The 21,135-nt window shown below is 69.6% G+C and carries 25 protein-coding genes; 14 read left to right on the top strand and 11 right to left on the bottom strand.

Annotated features, from left to right (window positions below; genetic code table 11):
- The first annotated feature begins 102 nt into the window (after nucleotides 1-102).
- Nucleotides 103-306: a hypothetical protein gene (locus AC4PMY_RS08735; protein ID WP_124768057.1), complete on the top strand. Its 204-nt coding sequence runs from the start codon at nucleotides 103-105 to the stop codon at nucleotides 304-306.
- A gap of 46 nt (nucleotides 307-352) precedes the next feature.
- Entirely contained in the window at nucleotides 353-1,540 is a 1,188-nt protein-coding gene (locus AC4PMY_RS08730) for a cobalamin-independent methionine synthase II family protein (protein ID WP_491622479.1), read from the top strand.
- A 21-nt stretch (nucleotides 1,541-1,561) separates the two neighbouring features.
- On the opposite strand, the gene AC4PMY_RS08725 is transcribed toward AC4PMY_RS08730, so the two are convergent.
- Both AC4PMY_RS08725 and AC4PMY_RS08720 read right to left on the bottom strand, forming a co-directional pair.
- The gene (locus AC4PMY_RS08725; RefSeq protein ID WP_064295386.1) at nucleotides 1,562-2,470 is read right to left on the bottom strand and encodes a cation diffusion facilitator family transporter; all 909 of its coding nucleotides are present in this window, start codon (nucleotides 2,468-2,470) and stop codon (nucleotides 1,562-1,564) included.
- A gap of 69 nt (nucleotides 2,471-2,539) precedes the next feature.
- Nucleotides 2,540-2,752, bottom strand: a complete 213-nt coding sequence (locus AC4PMY_RS08720; RefSeq protein WP_064295385.1) for a hypervirulence associated TUDOR domain-containing protein — start codon at nucleotides 2,750-2,752, stop codon at nucleotides 2,540-2,542.
- Nucleotides 2,753-2,899: 147 nt separating this feature from the next.
- On the opposite strand from AC4PMY_RS08720, the gene AC4PMY_RS08715 reads away from it, so the two are divergent.
- Together AC4PMY_RS08715 and AC4PMY_RS08710 are read left to right on the top strand one after the other, a co-directional pair.
- Complete coding sequence (locus AC4PMY_RS08715) at nucleotides 2,900-3,106, top strand: hypothetical protein (protein ID WP_064295384.1); 207 nt, start codon at nucleotides 2,900-2,902, stop codon at nucleotides 3,104-3,106.
- A 50-nt stretch (nucleotides 3,107-3,156) separates the two neighbouring features.
- A complete protein-coding gene (locus AC4PMY_RS08710) occupies nucleotides 3,157-4,431 on the top strand; it encodes a threonine/serine exporter family protein (RefSeq protein WP_491622478.1) in 1,275 nt (424 codons plus the stop codon).
- 51 nt (nucleotides 4,432-4,482) lie between these two features.
- Here the strand turns inward: AC4PMY_RS08710 and AC4PMY_RS08705 are convergent, their stop codons facing one another.
- On the bottom strand, nucleotides 4,483-5,571 hold the full coding sequence (locus AC4PMY_RS08705) for a GrpB family protein (protein ID WP_491622477.1): 1,089 nt from the start codon (nucleotides 5,569-5,571) through the stop codon (nucleotides 4,483-4,485).
- Between the two features lie 59 nt (nucleotides 5,572-5,630).
- Between AC4PMY_RS08705 and AC4PMY_RS08700 the strand changes: the two genes are divergently transcribed.
- Entirely contained in the window at nucleotides 5,631-6,215 is a 585-nt protein-coding gene (locus tag AC4PMY_RS08700; protein ID WP_083397322.1) for an NADPH-dependent FMN reductase, read from the top strand.
- 25 nt (nucleotides 6,216-6,240) lie between these two features.
- On the opposite strand, the gene AC4PMY_RS08695 is transcribed toward AC4PMY_RS08700, so the two are convergent.
- Nucleotides 6,241-7,356: a zinc-binding alcohol dehydrogenase family protein gene (locus AC4PMY_RS08695; RefSeq protein ID WP_491622476.1), complete on the bottom strand. Its 1,116-nt coding sequence runs from the start codon at nucleotides 7,354-7,356 to the stop codon at nucleotides 6,241-6,243.
- 100 nt (nucleotides 7,357-7,456) lie between these two features.
- Between AC4PMY_RS08695 and AC4PMY_RS08690 the strand changes: the two genes are divergently transcribed.
- Nucleotides 7,457-8,023 carry a TetR family transcriptional regulator gene (locus AC4PMY_RS08690; protein WP_491622475.1) on the top strand — a complete coding sequence of 189 codons (567 nt, stop codon included), beginning with the start codon at nucleotides 7,457-7,459 and terminating at the stop codon, nucleotides 8,021-8,023.
- Between the two features lie 66 nt (nucleotides 8,024-8,089).
- Here AC4PMY_RS08690 and AC4PMY_RS08685 read toward each other — a convergent pair whose 3' ends face one another.
- Nucleotides 8,090-9,235 (bottom strand): hypothetical protein, encoded by a 1,146-nt coding sequence (locus tag AC4PMY_RS08685; protein ID WP_491622474.1) that lies wholly within the window; start codon nucleotides 9,233-9,235, stop codon nucleotides 8,090-8,092.
- A gap of 73 nt (nucleotides 9,236-9,308) precedes the next feature.
- Between AC4PMY_RS08685 and AC4PMY_RS08680 the strand changes: the two genes are divergently transcribed.
- The gene (locus AC4PMY_RS08680; protein WP_491622473.1) at nucleotides 9,309-9,887 is read left to right on the top strand and encodes a hypothetical protein; all 579 of its coding nucleotides are present in this window, start codon (nucleotides 9,309-9,311) and stop codon (nucleotides 9,885-9,887) included.
- A gap of 29 nt (nucleotides 9,888-9,916) precedes the next feature.
- Here the strand turns inward: AC4PMY_RS08680 and AC4PMY_RS08675 are convergent, their stop codons facing one another.
- Nucleotides 9,917-10,186 carry a hypothetical protein gene (locus AC4PMY_RS08675; protein ID WP_175484387.1) on the bottom strand — a complete coding sequence of 90 codons (270 nt, stop codon included), beginning with the start codon at nucleotides 10,184-10,186 and terminating at the stop codon, nucleotides 9,917-9,919.
- Nucleotides 10,187-10,256: 70 nt separating this feature from the next.
- Nucleotides 10,257-11,303 (bottom strand): LacI family DNA-binding transcriptional regulator, encoded by a 1,047-nt coding sequence (locus AC4PMY_RS08670; protein ID WP_175116743.1) that lies wholly within the window; start codon nucleotides 11,301-11,303, stop codon nucleotides 10,257-10,259.
- A 159-nt stretch (nucleotides 11,304-11,462) separates the two neighbouring features.
- On the opposite strand from AC4PMY_RS08670, the gene AC4PMY_RS08665 reads away from it, so the two are divergent.
- The 5 genes from AC4PMY_RS08665 (at nucleotide 11,463) to AC4PMY_RS08645 (ending at nucleotide 17,345) form a co-directional block, all read left to right on the top strand.
- Entirely contained in the window at nucleotides 11,463-12,758 is a 1,296-nt protein-coding gene (locus tag AC4PMY_RS08665; RefSeq protein WP_491622472.1) for an ABC transporter substrate-binding protein, read from the top strand.
- 76 nt (nucleotides 12,759-12,834) lie between these two features.
- On the top strand, nucleotides 12,835-13,752 hold the full coding sequence (locus AC4PMY_RS08660; RefSeq protein WP_064295793.1) for a carbohydrate ABC transporter permease: 918 nt from the start codon (nucleotides 12,835-12,837) through the stop codon (nucleotides 13,750-13,752).
- 2 nt (nucleotides 13,753-13,754) lie between these two features.
- Entirely contained in the window at nucleotides 13,755-14,678 is a 924-nt protein-coding gene (locus AC4PMY_RS08655) for a carbohydrate ABC transporter permease (RefSeq protein WP_491622471.1), read from the top strand.
- Between the two features lie 2 nt (nucleotides 14,679-14,680).
- Entirely contained in the window at nucleotides 14,681-16,657 is a 1,977-nt protein-coding gene (locus tag AC4PMY_RS08650) for a glycoside hydrolase family 127 protein (RefSeq protein WP_491622470.1), read from the top strand.
- A 52-nt stretch (nucleotides 16,658-16,709) separates the two neighbouring features.
- Nucleotides 16,710-17,345, top strand: coding sequence for a DUF805 domain-containing protein (locus AC4PMY_RS08645; protein ID WP_491622469.1), 636 nt, complete (start codon nucleotides 16,710-16,712; stop codon nucleotides 17,343-17,345).
- Between the two features lie 18 nt (nucleotides 17,346-17,363).
- On the opposite strand, the gene AC4PMY_RS08640 is transcribed toward AC4PMY_RS08645, so the two are convergent.
- Nucleotides 17,364-17,492: a hypothetical protein gene (locus AC4PMY_RS08640; protein WP_491622468.1), complete on the bottom strand. Its 129-nt coding sequence runs from the start codon at nucleotides 17,490-17,492 to the stop codon at nucleotides 17,364-17,366.
- 22 nt (nucleotides 17,493-17,514) lie between these two features.
- Nucleotides 17,515-17,958 (bottom strand): YciI family protein, encoded by a 444-nt coding sequence (locus AC4PMY_RS08635; RefSeq protein WP_491622467.1) that lies wholly within the window; start codon nucleotides 17,956-17,958, stop codon nucleotides 17,515-17,517.
- A gap of 214 nt (nucleotides 17,959-18,172) precedes the next feature.
- On the opposite strand from AC4PMY_RS08635, the gene AC4PMY_RS08630 reads away from it, so the two are divergent.
- Entirely contained in the window at nucleotides 18,173-18,376 is a 204-nt protein-coding gene (locus AC4PMY_RS08630; RefSeq protein ID WP_064295795.1) for a three-helix bundle dimerization domain-containing protein, read from the top strand.
- Between the two features lie 20 nt (nucleotides 18,377-18,396).
- Here the strand turns inward: AC4PMY_RS08630 and AC4PMY_RS08625 are convergent, their stop codons facing one another.
- Nucleotides 18,397-18,585 (bottom strand): hypothetical protein, encoded by a 189-nt coding sequence (locus AC4PMY_RS08625; protein WP_064295796.1) that lies wholly within the window; start codon nucleotides 18,583-18,585, stop codon nucleotides 18,397-18,399.
- Between the two features lie 188 nt (nucleotides 18,586-18,773).
- Between AC4PMY_RS08625 and AC4PMY_RS08620 the strand changes: the two genes are divergently transcribed.
- Complete coding sequence (locus AC4PMY_RS08620; protein ID WP_491622466.1) at nucleotides 18,774-19,574, top strand: sugar phosphate isomerase/epimerase family protein; 801 nt, start codon at nucleotides 18,774-18,776, stop codon at nucleotides 19,572-19,574.
- A gap of 133 nt (nucleotides 19,575-19,707) precedes the next feature.
- Here the strand turns inward: AC4PMY_RS08620 and AC4PMY_RS08615 are convergent, their stop codons facing one another.
- Nucleotides 19,708-20,997: an HNH endonuclease signature motif containing protein gene (locus AC4PMY_RS08615; protein ID WP_491622465.1), complete on the bottom strand. Its 1,290-nt coding sequence runs from the start codon at nucleotides 20,995-20,997 to the stop codon at nucleotides 19,708-19,710.
- Nucleotides 20,998-21,135: the final 138 nt, after the last annotated feature.

Below are 21,135 nucleotides of genomic sequence, written 5' to 3'. Positions count from 1 at the left end.
GGGCAAGTGGCCGTGAAACGCAAGGAGCGTGCGCAGTCTGTTCACCGACTGCATTCCTCGATACGGTTGGAAGATATGTCAGCCACCGTCGAGATGGAACACATGAGTCAGGTAGAACGCGAACGCCCGCTCCTGCGCAAGGGGAGTGAGGCGAGTTTCGTCCGGTGGGCCTTCGACGGTCGGTCCTGGTGCGCCGACCTCGTGAGCGGACAGTACCGAGGCGCGACGAAGACCGGTTGGCTCCTCCAGACCGAGAACGAGCAGCGGGAACTCTCCAACCAGGAGTGGGCTCCCTGCATGGCGTGAGCGTGCCGTCCACTTCCACCTCCGCCACGCACCGAGGAGCTCACGCATGACCGACCGCATCCTGACCACGCACGCCGGGAGCCTGCCGCGCACGCCCGAGCTGACCCGGCTGCTCGTGGCCCGCGACCAGCGGCGGCCGTTCGACGGGGCCGAGCTGGAGGAGGTCACGGCGGATGCGGTGGCCTCGACGGTCGCCGCACAGCTCGCCACCGGTCTCGATCTCATCAACGACGGCGAGGTCCCGCGCGTCGGGTTCTCGACCTACGTCCTCGAACGCATCGAGGGGTTCGGCGGTGCAGGACACCGCAAGCCGACGCTCGACTCCGTGCGATTCCCGGATTACGCGGCGTTCCAGGCGAAGCAGATCGTCGAGGGTGCGGACGTCGCACGGGTGTGGGATCCGCCGATGGCTCAGGGGCAGCTCGTGTACGACCCCACGCTCGCCGGCATCACCGCCGATCTGGACGGCTTCGAGCGGGAGCTCGCCGTGCAGGCGGACCAGGGACGCACACCTGCCGGCACCTTCTTCTCGGCGGCGACGCCCGGAATCGTGTCGACGACGCTGCTGCTCGACGCCGCGAACCCCTTCTACGGCGACGACCGCGCCTACGTGTTCGCGCTGGCCGAGCAACTGCGGATCGAGTACGAGGCGATCGTCGCCCGAGGTCACGTCCTGCAGCTCGACGCCCCGGACCTCGCCATGGAGCGGGTCATCCAGTTCGGTGACGCGACGCTCGAGGAGTTCCTCGCGGCCGTGGACCTGCACGTCGACGCGCTCAACCACGCCATCCGGAACATCCCCCGCGAGCAGCTCCGGCTCCACGTCTGCTGGGGCAACTGGCAGGGCCCACACCAGGACGACGTCCCGGTCGACGTGCTCCTCCCGCACCTCTACCGGGCACGGGTCGGTGCGTTCAGCATCCCGCTCGGCAACCCGCGGCACCAGCACGAGGCGCCGGCGTTCCGCGAGCATCCGCTCCCCGAGGGCGCGCTCCTCATCCCGGGGGTCGTCGACGTGACCACCAACTACCTGGAGCACCCGCAGGTCATCGCGAACCGCATCGTGGAGGTCGCCGAAGCGGTCGGTGACCCGACGCGCGTCATCGCGGGCACCGACTGCGGGCTCTCCACCTTCGCGAGTTACGAGTTCGTCGCGACCGATGTCGCGTGGGCGAAGCTCGGTGCGCTCGTCGAGGGCGCTGCGATCGCGTCGAAGCGGCTGTTCGGCGCCTGAGTCCTCGGCTCGGCGTCGCGCTCAGACGGTGATCGACGGCTCGTCGCTCACCGAGAGCGTGAGCACGGCCTTGCCGATGAGGTCGTCCTGCTCGAGGTCGCCCTCGAGTCGGCGGAGCTGGCGCGCGACGTCGTTCTCGCGGTCGTCACCGACGAGGTCGACCGACGCGACGAGGAAGAGGCGTTCCGGCCCGCTGAACTCGAGGTACAGCGCCGTGACCCGTTCGATCTCCGGGTGCGACAGGAGCGCGGTGACGGTCTGTGCGCGGTACGCGGGGCTCGGTGAGGCTCCGAGAAGATAGCGCCGGTTGCGGTTGATGAGCAGCAGCGCGACCCCGCCGAGCAGGACACCGATCGCGATCGAGCCGATCGCGTCCCACACCGGGTCGCCGGTCACCTGGTGGAGGCCGATGCCGGCACCGGCGATGATGAGGCCGAGCAGTGCTGCGGAGTCCTCGAAGAACACCGAGCGGAGCGTCGTGTTGGAGCCGTTCACGATGTAGTCGAAGAAGCCGCGGCCGTACTTCCTCGCCGTGCGCCGGCCCTCGAGGATCGACTGGGTGAAGGAGAAACCCTCCAGGAGGAAGGCGACACCGAGCACGAGGTAGCTGAGGGCGTAGTCCTCCATTGCCTCCGGTGCAGTGAGGCTCTGGATGCCGTGCTGGATCGAGACGACCGCACCGACGGTGAAGATCCCGAAGGCGGCGAACAGCGAGAAGATGTACGCGTCACGGCCATAGCCGAGCGGATGTGCGGCGTCGCGTCGCTTGTCGGCCCGTTTGTCGGCGATGAGGAGGAAGATCTCGTTCCCCGCGTCGGCCCACGAGTGCGCGGCCTCGGCCAGCATCGACGCCGACCCGGTGAGCGCGGCGACGATGGACTTGGCGATGGCGACGATGACGTTGGCCAGGAAGGCGATCACGACGGTCATGCGCCAACGCTACGCCCAGCCGGGGTGCGCCGCGTACGCCCGGACATCCGGACGACCGCGGTCAGGGCCTCAGGACTTCAGGACGCGCAGCGCGGAGCCCTTGTGGGCGGCCTTCGCGCCGGTCTTCTCGGACTCCACGATGAACGCGGGCTCGTCCTTCGACGCCGTGAAGTGCTGGCCGTCGAACTGGAAGTCCGCGGTCTTCCGCTCGACGACCTTCCCCTGCGTCCGCCCCTGCGAGGTGCCCCACGACACGCGGTCGCCCACTCGTACGTCTGCCATGCTGCCTCCTCGGCGCTCACACGCCGCGAGCGAGCGACGTGTGAGCGAGGATGCCAGCGTGACGGCGGCCGCACAAGCGCTTGCGTCGCGCGAGGGAAAGGGGATATCCCCCGGGCTCCGCGAGCCCCGCAGGTCCAGCGTGTCCCCATGGCCTCGTTCACCCCGGGAAGACCCCGACTCGCGCTCGGCATCGGCATCGTCGGAGTCGTACTCGGGGTGGCACTCATCCCGGTCGCCGTCGCGAACGCCCACGGCGACTTCGGCTTCCATTTCTGGTGGATCGTCGTCGTCCCGATCCTCGCCGGCCTGTACTTTGGTGTGGCCGGAGCCGTCGCGCTCCGCAACCGCCGCTGAGGTCCGCGGCGGCCCCAGGCGTCCCTGGAATCTCGCGTACCGTTGGCGGGATGAATGACGCCGCCGCGACCGATGAGCACCGCAGGACGGCTGCGCACGCCTACAGCGCGCTCGGCTGCCTCCTCCTCGACGCCGGCACCTCCGTCACCGACGTCCGGGACTCCCTGGAGCGCGCCACGGTCGCATCGGGCGACGAGGGTCTGGCCTTCTCGGTGCTGCCGCAGCTCATCATCGTGAACGACGTGCGCACCGGTGCGGTGCTCGCGGCCGGCAACACCCACGGCGAGCTGTCGTTCCGCGGCGCGGCGCGGGCGAACCGGCTCATGCGCGAGCTCGAGCTCGGACACTGGCCGGTCGGTGACCTGCCGGCCCGCATCCAGTCGATTCGGGAGACGCCGCGCCCGCATGCGTCGATGCACTGGGTGGTCGGGAACCTGCTGCTCGCGGGAGGGCTCGCGCTGCTGTTCCGCTGCCCATGGTGGGCGATCGTCGCATCGATGCTCGTCGGCGCCTTCGTCGGCCTGGTCATCACCCTGCTGGCACGGTGGCGGGGAGCGGTCGCGATCGCCCCGTTCGTGACGGCGTTCGTGTCGACGACGCTCGTCGGGACGCTCGCATCGGCGATGGATCTCGGCCCCGTGCCGCTGTTCGCCGTCTGCGCGCCGATCGCGATCCTCGTACCCGGTGCGCTCATCACCAACGCCCTGCTGGAGTTGACGGCGACCGACATCGTGACGGGCTCGGCACGCCTGATGTACGGGCTCATCGTGCTCGCCTTCATGGCGGCCGGGATCTCTGCCGGGGCGCTGCTCACCGGCCTGTCGATCGACCCGGACTCGACGGCGCTCGTCGGTCAGGTCGTCCGTGGGAGTTCGGACCTCGTCGGGTGGGAGGCGGTGCCACCGCTGTGGTTCACCTGGATCGGCGTCGTGATGCTCGCGGCGGGGATCGGGATCGCGTTCGGCTCGGGTCGTTCCCTGACCCTGCTGACGATCTGCGTGATGGCGCTGACCTACGCGGGCATCGTCCTGTTCGCCCCGCTCGTGGGGAACGCGGTCGCGACGGGGCTCACCGCCGGGCTCGTGTTCGTCGTCGCTCGCATCGTCGAGCGGTACTCGGCGGCGGTGCCGTCCAACTTCACGTTCCAGCCGGCCCTCCTCATGCTCGTGCCGGGCACCGTGGGACTCGTGTCGCTCGCGACGCTCGAGGGCTCAGCGGTCACGGCGGCGCTGACGGTCTTCATCAGTCTCTGCGTCGGCATCAAGACGGCGGCGGTCGTGACGGGGGTCATCATCCCGCCGGTACGTGCGACCGCCCGTCCCTGAGTCGCCCGGAATGGTCCGAAACGGTGCCGAATTCGTACAGATTCGGGCGAGTCAGCGGCTCCGCGCTGCCCGCGCTCGCGCCTTGATCGCGACGATGACCTCGGTCTTCGCATCGGCGTAGTCGTTCATGTCGTCCCAGGGCCTCCCGAGCAGCTCCCGCTTGGTGCGCTCGTACAGCGCGCGGTCGTCGGCGTCGGACCGCAGGTGGTCGCGGAGGAGGAGGTACTCGCCGATCTCCGGCGCGCCCTGCTCGTAGAGGTGCACGTGGACGTCGCGCTCCGGCGTCCGCACCATCCGATGGCGGGGTTCACGGACGCGCAGCACGTAGCCGGCGGCCAGCAGGGGGTCGAGGTAGTCCTCCTCCGCGGTGATATCCTCCACGGCGACCACGATGTCGACGATCGGCTTCGCCGCGAGTCCGGGCACCGAGGTCGAGCCGATGTGCTCGATATCGACCGTACTGGTCCGGCCCGCGTTCGTCTCGAGGGCCTCGATGATCCGTTGCCGGTGCTCCCGGTACCGTTCGGGCCACTCCGGGTCGGCGTCGTGCAGCTCGACCCGGACCGGCTCGGGGCCTCCGACCAGCTCGAGCGTCGTGACATCCGGGCGGCGGCGGCGTCGGCGCAAGCCGCTCTGGATGGCACGGATGTTGTCGCCGAGCACTCCCGAGGCCAGCAGCCCGGTGCCGAGCGGACCCGAGGAGTCCGTGCCGAGTGCCGGCAGGAGGCGGAGCGCCGACCGGACCGCGTCGCTCAGGTGGTCGAGCTGCCAGGCGATCTCGGCCGCGCCTGCTCCGGCCTGACGCAGCTCGGCGGCCTTCATCGCATAGGCGGCGGCGCCGAGCGCATGGGCTCCCATGTGCGCGACACCCGCGGCCTGCCCGGCCGACCACGCGGCGGCCTTGGCGGCGGGTGAGGACACCGCCTGCGAGGCCCGGTTGGCGACGAAGCGTCGGCGGATCTCCCCGGCGGTGTCGAGGTCGCCGGCGGCGAACGCGCGGGCGCGGGCGATCGCGTCACGTGGGCGATCGTCGTCCGGCGCCTCCGCTTCGAACAGCGGCAGGACCCGCTCGGCGCAATCGGCGGCCCACGAGGCGACGAGACGGCGGTCGGCTTCACTGAGTGACTGCGGCGAGAGCATGTTCCACCCTCGCACACCCGCCACGCTCGCCGTGTGGGCTGCCGGGCTAGCGTAGAGGAATGGCCGCTCTGAACCTGCCCGTGATCTCCTGCAGCCTCGATCCGTCGAGTCGGAGCCGGACCCTCGCTTCGGCGAGCAGCGAGCTCCTGCGCGAGCAGGGTCATGACTCGTCCGTCATCGATCTGGCCGAGATGGAACTGCCGCCGTTCGACAACGATCGGGTCTTCGAGAGCCCTGCGTTCCGTCGACTGCATGCATTGATCACGGCTGCCGACGGCGTCGTCCTCGCATTCCCGGTCTACAACTGGGCACCGGCCGCGACGGTGAAATCGCTCATCGAGGCGACCGGCGCGACCGGCGAGGACGGCAGGGTCGCCGCCTGGTTCGACAAGGTCGTGACCTTCGTCTGCGCCGCCGGCCTGCCGCACAGCTACATGGCGACCGCCACGCTCGGGCAGTCGCTCATGCTGGACTTCAAGTGCGTCATCAACCCGTACACGGCCTACCTGTCGGAGCGGGACTGGGAGCGTCCCGACGTGCTGAAGGCGGACCGCGCCGAGCGGCTCGCCAAGACGATGACCGTACACGCGGAGCTGTCGGGGCTCCTCGCCGAGCGGAGCTACCGCTCGGTCTGGGAAGTGTGAGGGCGGAGCGCCACGGTCCCGCGCCTCACAACCGCACGACGAGCTTGCGGGCTGAGACGCCGCCGTGGAGTCGGTCGAGGGCCGGCTGGATCGCTTCGAGGCCTTCGCCGACCACCTCGGGGGCTGGCGCGCAGAGGTGTCGTCCGCCGGCGAGCGCGCCCGGCAGGTAGTCCTCCCACAGCATCGGCCCGACCTCGTTGGTCATGAGCGAGCTGCCCCACACGTACCGTGCCGAGATCCCCGCCCGTCGGGCACGCACCTGGAGTGCGACGTTGGCCGCCACGAGCCGGGTCATGGTGCGGATGAACGTCAGACTCGGGCCGGCCCGACGAGGCAGGGACCCGAACGACACCGATGGGCTCGCGAGCGCGACGCGGCGTGCCCCGGTGGCGGTGGCGACGGCGAGGGCTGGTTCTGCGGAGCCGGTCCCGACGGCGAGGACGCCGACGACCGAGGAGCCATGGAGGGCGCTGACGAGATCCGTCACGACGTTCGGGCTGCGGTAGTCGAACACGAGGTCGGCACCGAGCTCGCGCATCCGGTCGTGGTTGTGCGGCGAGGCGGTGGTCGCGACCCGGTGGCCGGAGGCGACCGCGAGCTGGATGGCGTTGCTCCCGACACTCGTGGCGCCGCCCCAGACGACGACGGTGGTCCCGGTGGGGGTGGGGTGCTCCGAGGGGTGGGGGAGCGCGAGGTGGTCTCGCTGGAAGAGGGCGGTCGCGGCCGTGGAGATCCCGAGCGGCAGGACGACGGCCTCCTCGTCTCGGAGACCGTCCGGGATCGGGGCGGCGAGGTCCGCCCGCACGACGGTGAACTGCTGGAACCCGCCCTCGGCGTCATGGCGCCGACCGCGCTCCATGCCGACCGCGTACGCCACGACGCGGTCGCCGACCGCGAAGCGACGGACATTCGACCCGACGGCGACGACCTCGCCCGCGACGTCCTCACCGAGCACGGCGGGTACCGGCAGCCACCGGTACATGAGGTTCCCGGTCTGCTGCTTGACGTCGTCGAGCGGGTTCACCGCGACCGCACGGTTCCGGATGAGGAGTTCGCCCGGGCCGGGTTCGTGCATCGCGGCGGTGCCGACGACGAGGTCGGCGCGAGGTGCTGGCAGCCAGGCTGCGGTGTTCGTCGGCATGGGGTCTCCAGGAAGCATGCGGGTGGATGTCGTGATGACGACATGATGTGCCATCACTCTACACCCGACGACACGACGTGTCATCGGCTATCCTGATCGCATGGCACGCTGGGCACCCGACGCGGCTCTCCGACTCGAGAGCGCTGCGATTGCGCTGTTCGCCGAGCGGGGCTTCACGGCGACGACCGTCCCGGAGATCGCCGAAGCCGCCGGGCTCACCACCCGCACGTTCTTCCGTCACTTCGCCGACAAGCGCGACGTGCTCTTCCTCCGCGAGCGCGAGCTCCCGACCGTGGTCGGACGGCTGGTCGCTGCGGCGCCACCAGGACTCGACGCGCTCGCGCTCGTGATGTCCGGCCTCGAGACCGTGGCTGCCGGCGAGCTGCAGCGCTGGCGGGACGACATCGCCGCCCGCCGCGCCGTCGTCCGGTCGGAACCGCAGCTGCGCGAGCGGGAACGGCTGAAGTCGGCGGTCCTCACCGACGCGATGCGCGACGCCCTCGTGGAGAGTGGTGTCACGTCAGCCGACGCGGCGCTCGCCGCGTCCATCGGTTCGGCACTCTTCGACGCCTCCCTCGAGCAGTGGCTCGCCGGACCCGACGACGTGCTCCTCGTCGACGTGCTCCGCGCGATGCGCGTCCGCCTCGGTGACCTCGCGGGGCGCTGATCACCCGGGCGTCGATCGAGCGAGGTTCGGCGCGCCCCGGCCCGGTTCACGCCGCCCCGGCCCTGCTCACTCGTGCCGACCGACACCCGGGCAGGCTGGCGCCTGGGCCAGCCACCAGGCTGCGATCGCCCGGTCAGCCTCGCTGGGGTCGCGTGGTGCGTCCAGCTCGTCGTCGGCACTCCCGCACGGCTGGGCCGTGAAGCCGGCGATCCGCGGATTGTCAGCGCTCATCGTGAACGAGATGGTCGTCTCCGAGGTGTTCGCGAGCGTCGTCACCTGTTGGTAGGCCGCCCACTGCGGACTCGCCTGCAGCTCCGCGAGGGGCGCTCCTCCCAGTCGCGCGTCCTCGAGGAACGCGACCGCGATGCGGAGCTCATCGGGCCGGTCGCGGCCGCGATCATGCTGCTGCCCGTACCAATCGATGGCTGTCACCGAGCCCCCGACGGGTCCGAGGGCGGCGGTCGTCCCCTCGATCGCCGCGATGGTCTCCAGCACGGATGTCGGCACCGGCAGGCCCCATGCCAGGACGTGCACGCCTGCGGATCCGGGGTCGCGGTTGGTCAACACGAGCGAAATGTCCGCGGACGCCAGCGGCTTCGGGAGCTCTGCCTGGAACCCGCCCACCAGTCGCGCGGCATCCGTCGGCGTCAGCGGGTCGGCGTACAGGAACAAGACCTTGAGCTCGGACGATGCCGGCCGGTTCTCGCGGGCGGAGATCGCGATGAGCTCGACCTCGACTGATGCGACCTGGACCGCATCGACCGCGACCGGATCAGGGTCGGCCGCCCAGTCGCGCCAGGCCGTCACGGTCGCGTCGATCGTCTTCCGCGGTGCACCGGTGTCGAATGTGACCGAACCACCCGCGGCATCCTCCACGATCACCTCGCCGGATTCCTTGCCATCGGTCGACCGGGCAGCCGCCGTCGCGACGTCGGTGTAGGACTCGGGCGGAGCGCCGTCGTCCATTTCGACGGTGATCCTGGCGTTGTAATACGTCTCCAGCCCGCCGCCGTTCGACGCTTCGACCGTTCCGGTGACGTCCGCCACATCGGGCAGGCCCTCGACGGCCTCGATGATCGACGCTCGTGCCGCGTCGGCGCCGGCGCTCGAACCGCATCCGGTGAGCAGAACGGCGGTTGTGATCGCGCCGAGTCCGACGGCGATCGCCCGTTGTGCGTTCCGGCGCGCGCGGGCGCCTCGTGATTCCCCCATGCAGGGAGGCTATCGCGACGCCGCGCTCGTCGTCCGGCGGGCGGCGGGGCCTCCGATGGTCGAGGATGGAGCCATGCCGAACCGGGAATCGTCCACCGCCAACCCGTACCGGATGAGTCGACGGCGCATCACGACGTGGACTGGCGCGCTCATCGCCTCCGTGGTGCTGCTCGTCGTCGTCGCGATCGTCTTGGCCGCCATCGGCGGCGACAGTGCAGAGTCCTGGGTCGCGATCGTCCTGTTCTTGGCGTTCGGCGTGCCCGTCGCTGCGGCAGCGGTTCTGGGCGGGTTGGCGATCGCCTCATGGGGGTGGGTGGCCGGCACGGTGTTCGGTGTGGGGTGGCTGACGCTGCTCGTCGTCGTCGTGGACAACGGGTTCCATCTGCTCTTCGACGGTCAGGCCGTCGGGCCCGTGATCTATGACGAGGCGATCTGGCAGGTCGTCGGGGTCGCCGGCCTGGTCGTCGGCGGGGTGCTGTTCTTCGTCGCCGGCTGGGGGAGTGGGGTGCCGATGTGGATCGGTGGACCGGCAGGCGGCGTCGACGTCTCGCGCCGGAAGCGCTCGGGCGAGGGGGACGCGGTTGTGCCGCCATCGAAGCGCAAGCCGCGCACGAAGCCGAAGCGCCGCTCGAAGCAGCAGCGACGCCGCTGATCGGTCGAGGTGATCACGGAGTCGACCGCTCAGTCGCCGCCGCCCCCACCGCCCCCGTCTCCTCCGCCGCCGGAGTCGCCACCGCCGCCGCCGTCCCAACCGCCGGAGTCGGAGCCGCCGTGGTGGCCACCGCCGTGGTGACCGTCGCTGCCGACGATGAACGGCATGCCGGAGTCCGACGTCGTACCACCGCGATGCTTCGACCCGCCGGCACGTCGTCCGGCCTGCACGGTGATCGTGACGACGATGACCGCGACGACGGCGAGGACCACGATCATGATGACGGTTGAGCTGTCCATGGCTCGACCGTAGCGATGTCCGACGGCTGTCGCATCACCCGCGCGGCGAGTATCGGCGTCAGGCCGGACCTCAGCGCCTCGGGATCGTGGAACCGCGGAGGACGAGGCGGCCCGGCAGATACTCGACACCCTGCGCGACGTCCGTGCCCTCGATCGCCTCGAAGATGCGGGTGGCGGCGAGTCGGCCGAGCTGTTGCAGGTTCGCGTCGATCGACGACAGCTCCGGCCGCGAGTTGGTGGCCAGGATCTCCCAGTTGTCGAAGCTGACGACGGCGACGTCGCTCGGGACGTCGCGCCCGAGGTCGCGGACGGTGTCGAGGACGCCGCGGGCGATCTGGTCGGAACCGGCGACGATGCCGTCGATCTCCGGGTGCTGTGCCAGCAGCATCGCCGCCGCATCGCGACCCCAATGCTCGGTCCACTCCGAGAACATCGGCGTGCCGACGAGGTCCAGGCCCGCCGCGGCGAGGGCGTTCTGCACGCCCGTCACGCGGTCCCTGGCCGCCGCGTACTGCGGTTCGCCCGTGATCATCGCGATGCGGGAACGGCCGCACGCGATCAGGTGCTCGACGGCCAGGCGCCCGCCGTCGCGGTTGTCGGGGGTGATCGACACATCGGTCGGGTCGTCGGACGGCGCGTAGGCGTAGACGACCGGGACGGGCAGTTTGTGGCCGAGCGAGGGGCGTGGATCCGTCGTGCGGCCCACGACGATGATGCCGTCGACGCGCCGGGTGAGGAGCGCGTTCAGGTGGTGCTGTTCGCGGATGGCGTCCCCGCGGGCGTCGCACAGGAACACGTTCACCTGCCCGGCGCCGAACGCGTCCTCTGCGCCCATGAGGATGGGGATGACGAAGCGGCCCTCGAGGTCGCTCGTCAGGAGGCCGACGGTGCCGGTGCGCCCGTTGATCAGGCTCCGGGCGAGCTCGTTGGGGGTGAAGGCGACCTCCTTCGCGGCGTCGAGCACCCGCTGTCGCGTCTTCGGGGCGACCTCGCTCCGTCCGTTGATGGCCTTTGAAGCGGTGGCCATCGAGACGCCTGCGATCCGGGCGACGTCGCCCAACGTCGCAGCACGACCGGGGGTACCGGTTGCCGAAGCTCCGACATCACTGTCTGGCATTGCTCCCCCTCTTCGTTTCCGAAACGTTACCGGACTTCGCTCTTGACGCTACACCGATCCCAGGCTAGCTTTACCGAAAGGCGTTTCGACAGTTTCGAAAACCTCCCATGCACCGCCGGGCCCGACCGGTCCGCTCAACGATGAGTCAGAGGAGTCACCATGCGCAGCACGCACACCAGACGAATGCAGCGGGTCGGAGGGGTGTTGGCCGCCAGCGCCCTCCTCGTCGGCCTCGCCGCCTGTTCCTCCGGGGGCGGTGGCAGTTCCCCACTCGCCAGCGCCGGGCCCGAGGGCGTCGACGATGGATCCGAGCTCACGCTCTGGACCCGCGCCCCACTCGAGAAGCAGGCGAAGCTCCTCGTCGAGGCCTACAACGCCTCGCACGAGAACCAGGTGAAGCTCACCGTGGTCCCGAACGACGACTACGTCGCGAAGGTCGGTGCGGCGGCCGGCTCCGACAGCCTCCCCGACCTGATCGCCGCCGACATCGTGTACGTCCCGAACTGGGTCGAACAGGGCCTCTTCCAGGACCTCACCGCGAACATCGACGGGCTCGACTTCAAGGACGAGATCAACCAGGGCCACCTCGCCGCCGGCACCGCGGACGGCAAGGAGCACGTCCTGCCGTTCGTCCTCGACCTCTCGATGCTGTTCTGGAACAAGGAGCTCTACAAGGAAGCCGGGCTCGACCCCGAGCAGGGCCCGACCACACTTGCCGAGTTCGCCGAGGACGCGAAGGCCGTCCAAGCCCTGAACAAGCCCGACACCTACGGCACCGCGACCGGCCTCAACTGCGGCGGTTGCCTCGTCTTCACCTGGTTCCCCAGTGTGTGGGCCGACGGCGAGCAGGTCATGAACGAGGAGGGCACCGAGTCCCTCCTCGCCGAGGACGGCGCCAAGGAGGTCTACAGTACGTGGGCCGACCTCTGGAAGTCGGGCGCCGTGCTCCCGTCCTCGAAGGACGAGGCCGGACCCACCTGGACCGCCGGCTTCACCGAGGGCAAGGTCGGCGTCATGCCGTACCCGGCGACGCTGCTCTCATCCACCCCGTTCGACGTGGGCGTGTCCGGCATCCCGGGCCCGAAGGGCGGCGACTCGACCTTCGTCGGCGGTGACGGGATCGGCGTCTCGAAGGACAGCAAGAAGGCCGCACAGTCGTGGAACTTCCTCAGCTGGCTGATGTCCGAGGACGCGCAGGTCGGTGTCCTCGCGAAGGACAACGACGTCGTCTCCCGCTCCGACCTCGCCGAGAACGAGTACTCGAGCAAGGACCCGCGCCTCGTCACGATCAACGAGGTCGCCTCGAAGGGCGACACCCCGTACTCGCTGAACTTCCAGGAGGCCTTCAACTCGCCGACCAGCCCGTGGCTGACGCTCGTGCGGAACGCGGTCCTCGAGGGCTCCGACACGGTCGACGCCGACAACGACGCGATCACGGACGTGCTCTCGCAGTAGTCCGATCCGCCGGTGCGCCGCCGCATCCATCACCGCGACGGCGCACCGGCACCCACTCGTCTTGAAAGGTCCACCCATGAGTACCACCCTCGCCAGACGAGGCCCGACGGACTCGGTCGGTGCCAGGAAGCGTCGCGCCGTGCACGCCCGCACCGGCTGGTTGTTCGCGCTCCCCACCGCCGTGTTCGTCATCCTCCTGTTCCTCGTCCCGCTCGGTCTCGTGTTCCAGATGGCCGCCTCCGACTGGCCGCTCCTCGGTGGCAACCAGGGGTGGAACCTCCCCGAGAACTTCCCCAAGGCGATCGACAACCGGTTCTTCCTCGACTCGGTGGTCTTCACACTCAAGTACACGGCCATCGCGACGGTCCTGCTCATCGGCCTCGGCCTCGGCCTCGCGCTCCTCGTGCAGGAGTCCAGCCGGTGGAAAGGCTTCCTGCGCACCGCGTTCCTCATCCCGAGCGCCCTCGGCCTCGCCTCGGCGTCGCTCCTCTTCTACGTGCTGTACTCGCCGATCGCGGGGCCCTTCGCCGACCTCACGAAGGCCATGGGCTTCACCTTCCTCGGGACTCCGGACGCGGCGCTCTGGTCGACGGTGTTCCTCATCGTCTGGCGCTTCGCCGGGTTCTACATGCTGCTCATGCTCGTGGGCCTGCAGGGCATCCCGGAGGAGGTCTACGAGGCGGCGCGCATCGACGGTGCATCCCGCTGGCAGACCTTCCGCGACATCACCGTCCCGCTGCTGAAGCCGACCCTCGCCCTCACGACGGTGATGTGCGTCACCGGCTCACTCCTCGCGTTCGAGCAGTTCTACATCCTCACCAAGGGCGGTCCCGACAACAGCACGATCACCATCGTGCAGCTCATCTACAACGTGGCGTTCCAGGGCCCGAACAACCTCGGCGTCGCCGGCGCGCTGTCGGTCATCGTGCTCGCCGCGCTCATCGTCATCAACATCGTGCAGATCCGCGCGTTCAGCAAGAAGGTCGAGGACTGAGCATGACCATCACCCGAAAGGAACCGGCCACCGTCACCTCGACGATGCCCGACGTCCGTGGTCACGGGCGCACGCGCGGCCGCGGACGCGACGGGAAGCCGACGAACTTCTTCGGCATCGCCATCCGGATGCCGTTCTGGATCTTCACCGCGGCGCTCGCCGTGATCTTCCTCTACCCGCTCGTCTGGACCACCGTCCGCTCGGTGTCGCCGCTCGCCGGTACGAACCAGACCGAGGGGTGGGGGCTCGGCAACTACATCACCCTCGCCGGGTACCAGGACGGCATCCTGCAGTACATCGGCAACTCGGTGTTCGTCTCGTTGCTGACCGTGATCCTCACGCTCGTCATCTCGCTGTTCGGCGGGTACGCCTTCGCGAGGTTCCAGTTCCGCGGCAAGAACGCCCTGTTCCTCGCCACCATCGCGATCCTGATGGTCCCGTACGCGACGCTGCTCATCCCGCTCTACGTGCTGCTCAACCTGGTCGGGCTCTCCAACTCGCTCGTCGGCGTGGCGCTCGTGCTCACCATGTTCCAGCTGCCGTTCTCGACCTTCATGATGCGGATCGCGTTCGAGTCGATCCCGAAGGAGCTCGACGAGGCCGCGATGGTCGACGGCTGCACGTCCTGGAGCGTGCTGTGGAAGGTCCTCGTGCCGGCCGTGAAGCCGGGGCTGATCACGGTCGGCTTGTTCGCGTTCCTCGCGGCGTGGAACGACTTCATGGCGCCACTCATCCTCATCAACGACTCGGCGAAGATGACCCTGCCGCTCGCGGTCTCGAACCTGCGCGGCCAGGTCCAGGGCGTCGTCGACTACGGCGCGACCGAAGCCGGCGTCGTTGTCCTCGCGCTGCCGTGCATCCTCCTCTTCCTCATCCTCCAACGTCACTACGTGCGCGGCTTCATGTCCGGCGCCTTCAAGGGGTAACCATGAGCACCACCACCAGCACCACGCCCACGACGCCAACGACGTCGGTGATTGTCGCAGCCCCGGTCGTCCCCACCACCGGCGCGCTCACGCCGCTCGGCCTCGACGAGGTGCGCATCACCGACGGCTTCTGGGCCGACCGCCAGCAGGTCAACGGCACGGCGACGCTGCCCCACGTCGAGCACTGGCTCGAGCGGGAGGGGTGGCTCCGCAACTTCGACCTCGCCGCCGCCGGGACCCTTCCGGATGGGCGCCGCGGACGCGAGTTCGCCGACTCCGAGGTCTACAAGTACCTCGAGGCCGTCGCGTGGGAGCTCGGACGGCTCGGCGGTGACGAAGCGCTCGAGTCGCGGTTCCGCGCGATCGTCGACCGGGTCGCCGCCGCGCAGGAGGCCGACGGGTACGTGAACACCCGCTTCGGTCGCCCGGGTCAGGGTGAGCGCTGGTCGGATCTCGAGTGGGGGCACGAGCTGTACTGCCTCGGCCACCTCTTCCAGGCGGCCGTCGCCCGGGAGCGGACGAGCCCGGGCTCCGACGACGGGCTCCTCGGGATCGCGACGCGGGCTGCGGACCTCATCTGCGAGGTCTTCGGCACTGACGGCATCCAGTCCGTGTGCGGGCACGCCGAGGTCGAGGTGGGGCTCGCAGAGCTGTCACGGGTGACGGGCGAGCCGCGCTACCTCGAACTCGCGTCGCTGTTCGTCGAGCGTCGCGGCACCGGCGTGCTCCAGGACATCGAGTGGGGCCGCGCGTACTTCCAGGACGACATGCCGATCCGCGAGGCGGAGGCGTTGCGGGGCCATGCGGTCCGCGCGAACTACCTCGCGGCCGGTGCCACCGACATCGCGGTCGAGCACGGCGACGACGGCCTGCTCGACGCGCTCCGCGGCCAGTGGGGCCGGACGATCGCACGCCGCACCTACCTGACCGGCGGTCAAGGATCGCACCACCAGGACGAGGCGTTCGGCGAGGACTTCGAGCTGCCGTCCGACCGCGCGTACTCCGAGACCTGTGCGGGCATCGCATCGGTCATGTTCAGTTGGCGGCTGCTGCTCGAAGACCGCGACGTCCGCTACGCCGACCACATCGAGCGCGTCCTGTACAACGTCGTCGCGACCTCGCCGTCGGCCGCCGGCACCGCGTTCTTCTACGCCAACACCCTGCACCAGCGCACGCCGGGGGAGTCGAGTCCGGACGACGAGGTGTCGCCGCGGGCGTCGTCCTCCGAGCGTGCGCCCTGGTTCGACGTGTCGTGCTGTCCACCGAACGTGGCCCGGACGCTCGCGAGCCTGGCGGCGTTCGTCGCCACGAGCGACGACCACGGCGTGCAGATCCACCAGTTCGCGTCGGCGACGATCGACATGGTCATCGGCGGCGAGCACGGCGGGCGGTTCCGGGTTGAGCTCGTGACCGACTACCCGCGGTCCGGTGTCGTCACCGTGCGCATCGTGGAGGCGCCGAGCGGACCGGTGACCGTCTCGCTCCGGGTGCCGTCGTGGGCTGATGACGCGGTGGTGACCGTCCGACCCGTCGGCGGTGCATCCGTGGATCGTGCCGTCGCCCCTGGCTACGCCGACGTCGAGCGGCCCTTCGTCCCCGGTGACGTCGTGGAGCTGACGTTCAGCGTCCGTCCGCGGGTCACCCTGCCGGATCCCCGCGTGGACGCCATCCGTGGCAGCGTCGCGATCGAGCGCGGACCCGAGGTCTACTGCGTCGAGTCGGTGGACCTCCCGGGCGGTGACGAGACGATCGCCCGCATCGAGGTGGGGGAAGGTGTCGTCCCCGTCGAGGACGCGGACGGTCGGTTGTCGATCGAGCTGCGCACCCGGAGTCTCGCCGACACCGCCTGGCCGTACGGCGACGCCTTCGTCGCGACGGGAGCCGACGAGACGTTCACCGCGAGCATCGCGCCGTACCATTCCTGGGCCGAGCGCGGGCCGTCCACGATGCGTGTCTGGATCCCGATCGCCCGGGCGTGAGGGCGGAGCGCGTCATACTGGTGTCCCGTCGACCAGCGATCCGGAAGCAGCCATGACGTATCCTCCGAACCCTCAGGTCCCTTCTGGCCAGCCGCCGTATGGCCAGGCACCCTACGGCCAGGCGCCGTACGGCCAGCCGCAGTGGGTCGCGCCCCCGCCCCGGGGCGCCAGCTCGCCGGACGACCTGACGCTGCCGCTCTACGGGGCGACGTTCCGTCAGGCGACCAAGCGGTTCTTCAAGCAGTACGCGAACTTCTCGGGTCGTGCATCGCTCAGTGAGTACTGGTGGAGTTCGCTGCTGACGACGCTCCTGATGCTCGTCCCGACGCTGCTGATCACCGTCGGCGCGATCATGACCGCTGTCTCCGCGGCAGCGGCCGCTGCAGAGGAGCGAGACCTGTCGGGGAGCGGATACGACTTCGCGGACCCTGGGCCCATGGGGTTCGGCGTGCGCGTCCTGCTCATCGCCGGCGTCGTGCTGCTGCTCGTCGCCTGGGTGGCGCTCATCGTGCCGAGTCTGGCGATCGCCTGGCGGCGCCTGCACGATGCAGGGTTCCCCGGCCCCTACTACTTCCTCACCCTCGTGCCGTCGGTCGGGAGCATCATCGTCCTCGTCCTCATGCTGCTGCCGTCGAAGCCCGAGGGGCAGCGCTTCGATCGCCCCTCACAGGTGTCGTCCGGACGCTGAGGTCGCAGGAGACGCGGTTCACTGCGGTAGTGCGGCGACCTTCCGCAGCAGGACCTCACGCTCGCGGTCGTTCGCTGCGAGGTGCGCGGCGGTCAGGAGGTCCGAGCGCGCCTCCTCGTCGTCGTCCTCCGCGCCGGCGCCGGTCATGTCCGTCTCGCGCCGGTCGTGCTCAGGCCGGGTCGACCGACGGCTTCGCCACACCTTCCTGTGCCCGCCACTCCTTCTCCTTCTGGAGGTACTCGTTGTCGGCGTGGTCGGCGAAGTCCGTCTCGTCGGTCACGCGGCGCACCTCGATCTTGTTGCCGGGGCCGAGCGGAGCGCGGCTCGCCCATTCGATGGCCTCCTCGCGCGTGGCGACCTCGATGGTCCAGAACCCGTTGAAGAGCTCGTGGAGTTCGCCGTAGGGGCCGTCGGTGACGATCGGCGCCTCGGTCGTGAACTCGACGACGGCACCCTGCGCGGCATCGGTGAGGCCGTCACCGCCGACCATCACGCCGGCGTTGATCATCGACTCGTTGTAGGCGCCCATCGCGTTGATGACCGCTTCGAAGTCCATGTCCTCGAGTTTCTCGACGGACCCACTGTTGCGCATGATGAGCATGTATCTCGACATCGTCTTCTCCTGTCGTCGGGGGCGCCGATCGCCCGCCTCACTCTGACGTCGAACGGCGAACACGGAGATCGACATCGCGGTCAGAATATCCTCGGCGGGTGCCCGACGGGGAGGGTGAACGGAGCGCGGCGATCAGGTGTCCGGCCGGAGAACAGCGGCGGACGGACGTCGACGTTCACAGCCCAGGCAACAACTGTGGGTCGATACTGGGTCCATGGCAACTGAGATCGACCACGAAGAGATCATCCGTCAGCTCACCGCGAAGTTGAGCGAGAAGTACTCGGGGGTCGATTCCGCTCGGATCGGTGAGCTCGTGCGCGAAGAGGTCAGCGCGCTCGCTGAGCGTCCGGTCCAGGATTACGTGACCGTCCTCGCCGAGCGTGCGGTCAAGAAGTCGCTCAAGCGCTCCGAGAAGTAGCGGTCCCGGCCCGAGTCGGACTACGGCCGGTGGGGTCTGCTCGTCAGCGCCTCGATCGCGACCACGATGACGATGCAGACGACGAGCAGGGTGAACACGTTCGGGTTCAGGGTCAGCGCATAGACGACGACGGCGACCAGGACCAGGACACCGATGATGACGATCGCACGGCGTGGTGATCTCCGCCTCGTCCGGTCCAGGTCTGCCATGGTGCCCCCTCGCTGATGGTCGGTCGAATCTCCAGACGATGAGTGCCCGGCCACCCGCGCGTCCAGTCTCAGTCGGTAGACTCACCTCGGGTACTTTTGTCGACGAGTCGACAGAAGCGGTTCCGTGCCGTGTGAGACAGGCGGGGAAGCGTCCGTCGGTGCCCGCCCGAAGCTACGAAGGAGTACCCATGAGCGCACCGTCCGTGCAGCTGTACACCGTCCGCGACGCCATCGCCGAGGACCTGCAGGGCGCCGTCGCCCGCATCGCCGAGATCGGTTTCACGAAGGTCGAGCCCTACGCGTTCGTCGAGCGTGCGGCCGAGTTCGAGACCGCCTTCGCCGCGGCCGGCGTCACGGCCCCGTCCGGCCACGCGCCCGTCATCGACGCCGCCGACCCGGCGGTCGCGTTCGACGCGGCGTCGCGGCTCGGGATCGGAACGGTCATCGACCCGTTCATCCCCACCGGCCGCTGGCAGACCGCCGACGACGCCGCACGTCTCGCCGAGCGCGTCAACGAGCTCGCCGTCCAGGCGGCGGCGTCCGGCCTGAAGTTCGGTTACCACAACCACAACTGGGAGTTCTCGACCCACGTCGACGGGCGCCCGATCTTCGAGCTCTTCGTCGAGCAGCTGTCGCCCGAGGTCGTCCTCGAGATCGACACCTTCTGGTCGACGGTCGGCGGAGCGGACACCCCGGCGTTCCTCCGTTCGCTCGGGGACCGCGTGCAGTTCCTGCACATCAAGGACGGCATCATCTCCGGTGACATCGCCACCGCACTGCCGAGTAGCGAGAGCGCGCTCGTCGTGCCCGACGCGCTCGCCCAGGCGTTCGCGAACCAGCAGCCCGCGGGTCAGGGCCAGGTCGACATCCCGGCGATCCTCGCCGCCGCACCGCACGCGACCCGCGTCGTGGAGTTCGACGGCTACAGCAAGGAGATCTTCGGCGGCGTCGCCGAGTCCTACGCCTGGCTCGCCGAGAACGACAAGTAGGCGCGCGGCACCTCGACAGGCTCGGTGGCCCGCGGGGATGCGTGTTCTAGGCGTGGACGAGTGTTCGGGGCACTTCGACAAGCTCAGTGACCGGGGCTGGCGCGGTGACCGGGGTCGGCTCGGCGGCCGGCACTCAGAACGGCGGGACCGCGTCCGGTTCCGTGCGGTGTCGCCTGCCGTCGGGTGTGGTCCACTCGAGGACGCCTTCGGGTCGATGGTCGAGCGACCACCCGGGCAGATGCTTCAGTCGGTGGTGATGTCGGCAGACGCACGCCAGATTGCCGACGCTCGTGGTGCCGCCGTCGGCCCAGGCGACGGAGTGGTCGAGATCGCAGGCCCGAGCCCGTCTCCCGCAACCCGGCGCGCGACAGGTGACGTCGCGGAGGCGGACCGCTCGCTGCAGATCCGCGGGCGCGCGGTACTGCTGCCGCCCGACGGAGACGACCGCACTCGTCTCCGGGTGCGTGAGCACCCTCGTCATCGAGGGGGCGTTGACCGCGAGCCGCGCCGCGGTCTCGGGGTCGATCGGGCCGTAGCCGTCGAGGGTCGCCGGGGCCTCGCTCAGCCCCAGGAGGCTGAGCACGGGCACGGTGAGGTTCACCGTGGGCTGGATGTCGTCGAGCACCTCCACCGGCCGGGCGATCGGTGAGCGCCGGCCCTCGGGGTCGGTCTGGTCGGCCGAGGTGGTACCGCTGATGCAGAGCGAGCCGAGCGCGTCGGCGCGCAGCTGCTGGCAGGTGCGGTCGTCGTCCGTCAGGTGGGCGGCACCGACGAGCGCGTCGAGGCGTTCTCCGATCGCGACGGCGACGGGTGCCGTGGTGAACAGGTGCACCCACGCCATGCCGTCTGCTGCAGGCTCGATCTCCACCCGACGGTCGGCCTCCGACCTGGCCGCCCGCACGGTGATGGACTCCGGGTGCAGGCGCTCGCGGAGGGTGCGGGCCTGGTGCTGCAGTCGTGCGACGGTGGACTGCTCCGCGATGGAGAGGACCGTTTCGAGGAACGCGGCTCGCCCGTGCACCGGGATGTCTTGGAGTTGGTCGGTGATGGTCCGCGCGTGCCGGCTCGAGATGCGACCGTCTTCCAGCGCACGGAGGACGGCCGGGGCATCGGCGACGAGCCGTTCGGCATCGCCGGTGGCTCGGTGCAGGGTCTGCTCGGAGGCACGCGTCGCCATGGCGAGCGTTGCGCAGGTGGAACGACGGATGAGCGCCTTCCGCTGTGCGGGCGTCTCGTCGTGCGACACGAGGCTGTCCGCCATGGCGTCGGCCAGGGCTGCCGACCTCGCGAGGAGACGAGCCTCCCGGGCGTCGAGTGCTGCACGCTCGCGCGCGATGCCGGCGAACTCGTCGGACAATTGCGCGAGGCGCTCTTCGAAGACGTCCACCGCGCGCACCGGGAGGGTGGTGGAGGTCTCGGTCATGACTCCAGTCCACCACGGACCACTGACATTCGAGATGGTCAGTGACGAGGCTCTGATGGATTCGACGAGCGGTCGGGATGTGGAGCGGGGTCGCACTTCGACAGGCTCAGTGACCGGGTGTGTGGCTCAGTGACCGGG

It is taken from the genome of Plantibacter sp. MDV22-iso1 (assembly GCF_058408345.1).
Note: the sequence above shows the minus strand (reverse complement) of the source record. Positions and strands in the feature narration are given on the sequence as shown.

Coding starts and splice junctions, on each gene's coding strand:
- AC4PMY_RS08735 (WP_124768057.1), top strand. CDS start 103: ATGAGTCAGGTAGAACGCGAACGCCCGCTCCTGCGCAAGGGGAGTGAG.
- AC4PMY_RS08730 (WP_491622479.1), top strand. CDS start 353: ATGACCGACCGCATCCTGACCACGCACGCCGGGAGCCTGCCGCGCACG.
- AC4PMY_RS08725 (WP_064295386.1), bottom strand. CDS start 2,470: ATGACCGTCGTGATCGCCTTCCTGGCCAACGTCATCGTCGCCATCGCC.
- AC4PMY_RS08720 (WP_064295385.1), bottom strand. CDS start 2,752: ATGGCAGACGTACGAGTGGGCGACCGCGTGTCGTGGGGCACCTCGCAG.
- AC4PMY_RS08715 (WP_064295384.1), top strand. CDS start 2,900: ATGGCCTCGTTCACCCCGGGAAGACCCCGACTCGCGCTCGGCATCGGC.
- AC4PMY_RS08710 (WP_491622478.1), top strand. CDS start 3,157: ATGAATGACGCCGCCGCGACCGATGAGCACCGCAGGACGGCTGCGCAC.
- AC4PMY_RS08705 (WP_491622477.1), bottom strand. CDS start 5,571: ATGCTCTCGCCGCAGTCACTCAGTGAAGCCGACCGCCGTCTCGTCGCC.
- AC4PMY_RS08700 (WP_083397322.1), top strand. CDS start 5,631: ATGGCCGCTCTGAACCTGCCCGTGATCTCCTGCAGCCTCGATCCGTCG.
- AC4PMY_RS08695 (WP_491622476.1), bottom strand. CDS start 7,356: ATGCCGACGAACACCGCAGCCTGGCTGCCAGCACCTCGCGCCGACCTC.
- AC4PMY_RS08690 (WP_491622475.1), top strand. CDS start 7,457: ATGGCACGCTGGGCACCCGACGCGGCTCTCCGACTCGAGAGCGCTGCG.
- AC4PMY_RS08685 (WP_491622474.1), bottom strand. CDS start 9,235: ATGGGGGAATCACGAGGCGCCCGCGCGCGCCGGAACGCACAACGGGCG.
- AC4PMY_RS08680 (WP_491622473.1), top strand. CDS start 9,309: ATGCCGAACCGGGAATCGTCCACCGCCAACCCGTACCGGATGAGTCGA.
- AC4PMY_RS08675 (WP_175484387.1), bottom strand. CDS start 10,186: ATGGACAGCTCAACCGTCATCATGATCGTGGTCCTCGCCGTCGTCGCG.
- AC4PMY_RS08670 (WP_175116743.1), bottom strand. CDS start 11,303: ATGCCAGACAGTGATGTCGGAGCTTCGGCAACCGGTACCCCCGGTCGT.
- AC4PMY_RS08665 (WP_491622472.1), top strand. CDS start 11,463: ATGCGCAGCACGCACACCAGACGAATGCAGCGGGTCGGAGGGGTGTTG.
- AC4PMY_RS08660 (WP_064295793.1), top strand. CDS start 12,835: ATGAGTACCACCCTCGCCAGACGAGGCCCGACGGACTCGGTCGGTGCC.
- AC4PMY_RS08655 (WP_491622471.1), top strand. CDS start 13,755: ATGACCATCACCCGAAAGGAACCGGCCACCGTCACCTCGACGATGCCC.
- AC4PMY_RS08650 (WP_491622470.1), top strand. CDS start 14,681: ATGAGCACCACCACCAGCACCACGCCCACGACGCCAACGACGTCGGTG.
- AC4PMY_RS08645 (WP_491622469.1), top strand. CDS start 16,710: ATGACGTATCCTCCGAACCCTCAGGTCCCTTCTGGCCAGCCGCCGTAT.
- AC4PMY_RS08640 (WP_491622468.1), bottom strand. CDS start 17,492: ATGACCGGCGCCGGCGCGGAGGACGACGACGAGGAGGCGCGCTCGGAC.
- AC4PMY_RS08635 (WP_491622467.1), bottom strand. CDS start 17,958: ATGTCGAGATACATGCTCATCATGCGCAACAGTGGGTCCGTCGAGAAA.
- AC4PMY_RS08630 (WP_064295795.1), top strand. CDS start 18,173: ATGGCAACTGAGATCGACCACGAAGAGATCATCCGTCAGCTCACCGCG.
- AC4PMY_RS08625 (WP_064295796.1), bottom strand. CDS start 18,585: ATGGCAGACCTGGACCGGACGAGGCGGAGATCACCACGCCGTGCGATC.
- AC4PMY_RS08620 (WP_491622466.1), top strand. CDS start 18,774: ATGAGCGCACCGTCCGTGCAGCTGTACACCGTCCGCGACGCCATCGCC.
- AC4PMY_RS08615 (WP_491622465.1), bottom strand. CDS start 20,997: ATGACCGAGACCTCCACCACCCTCCCGGTGCGCGCGGTGGACGTCTTC.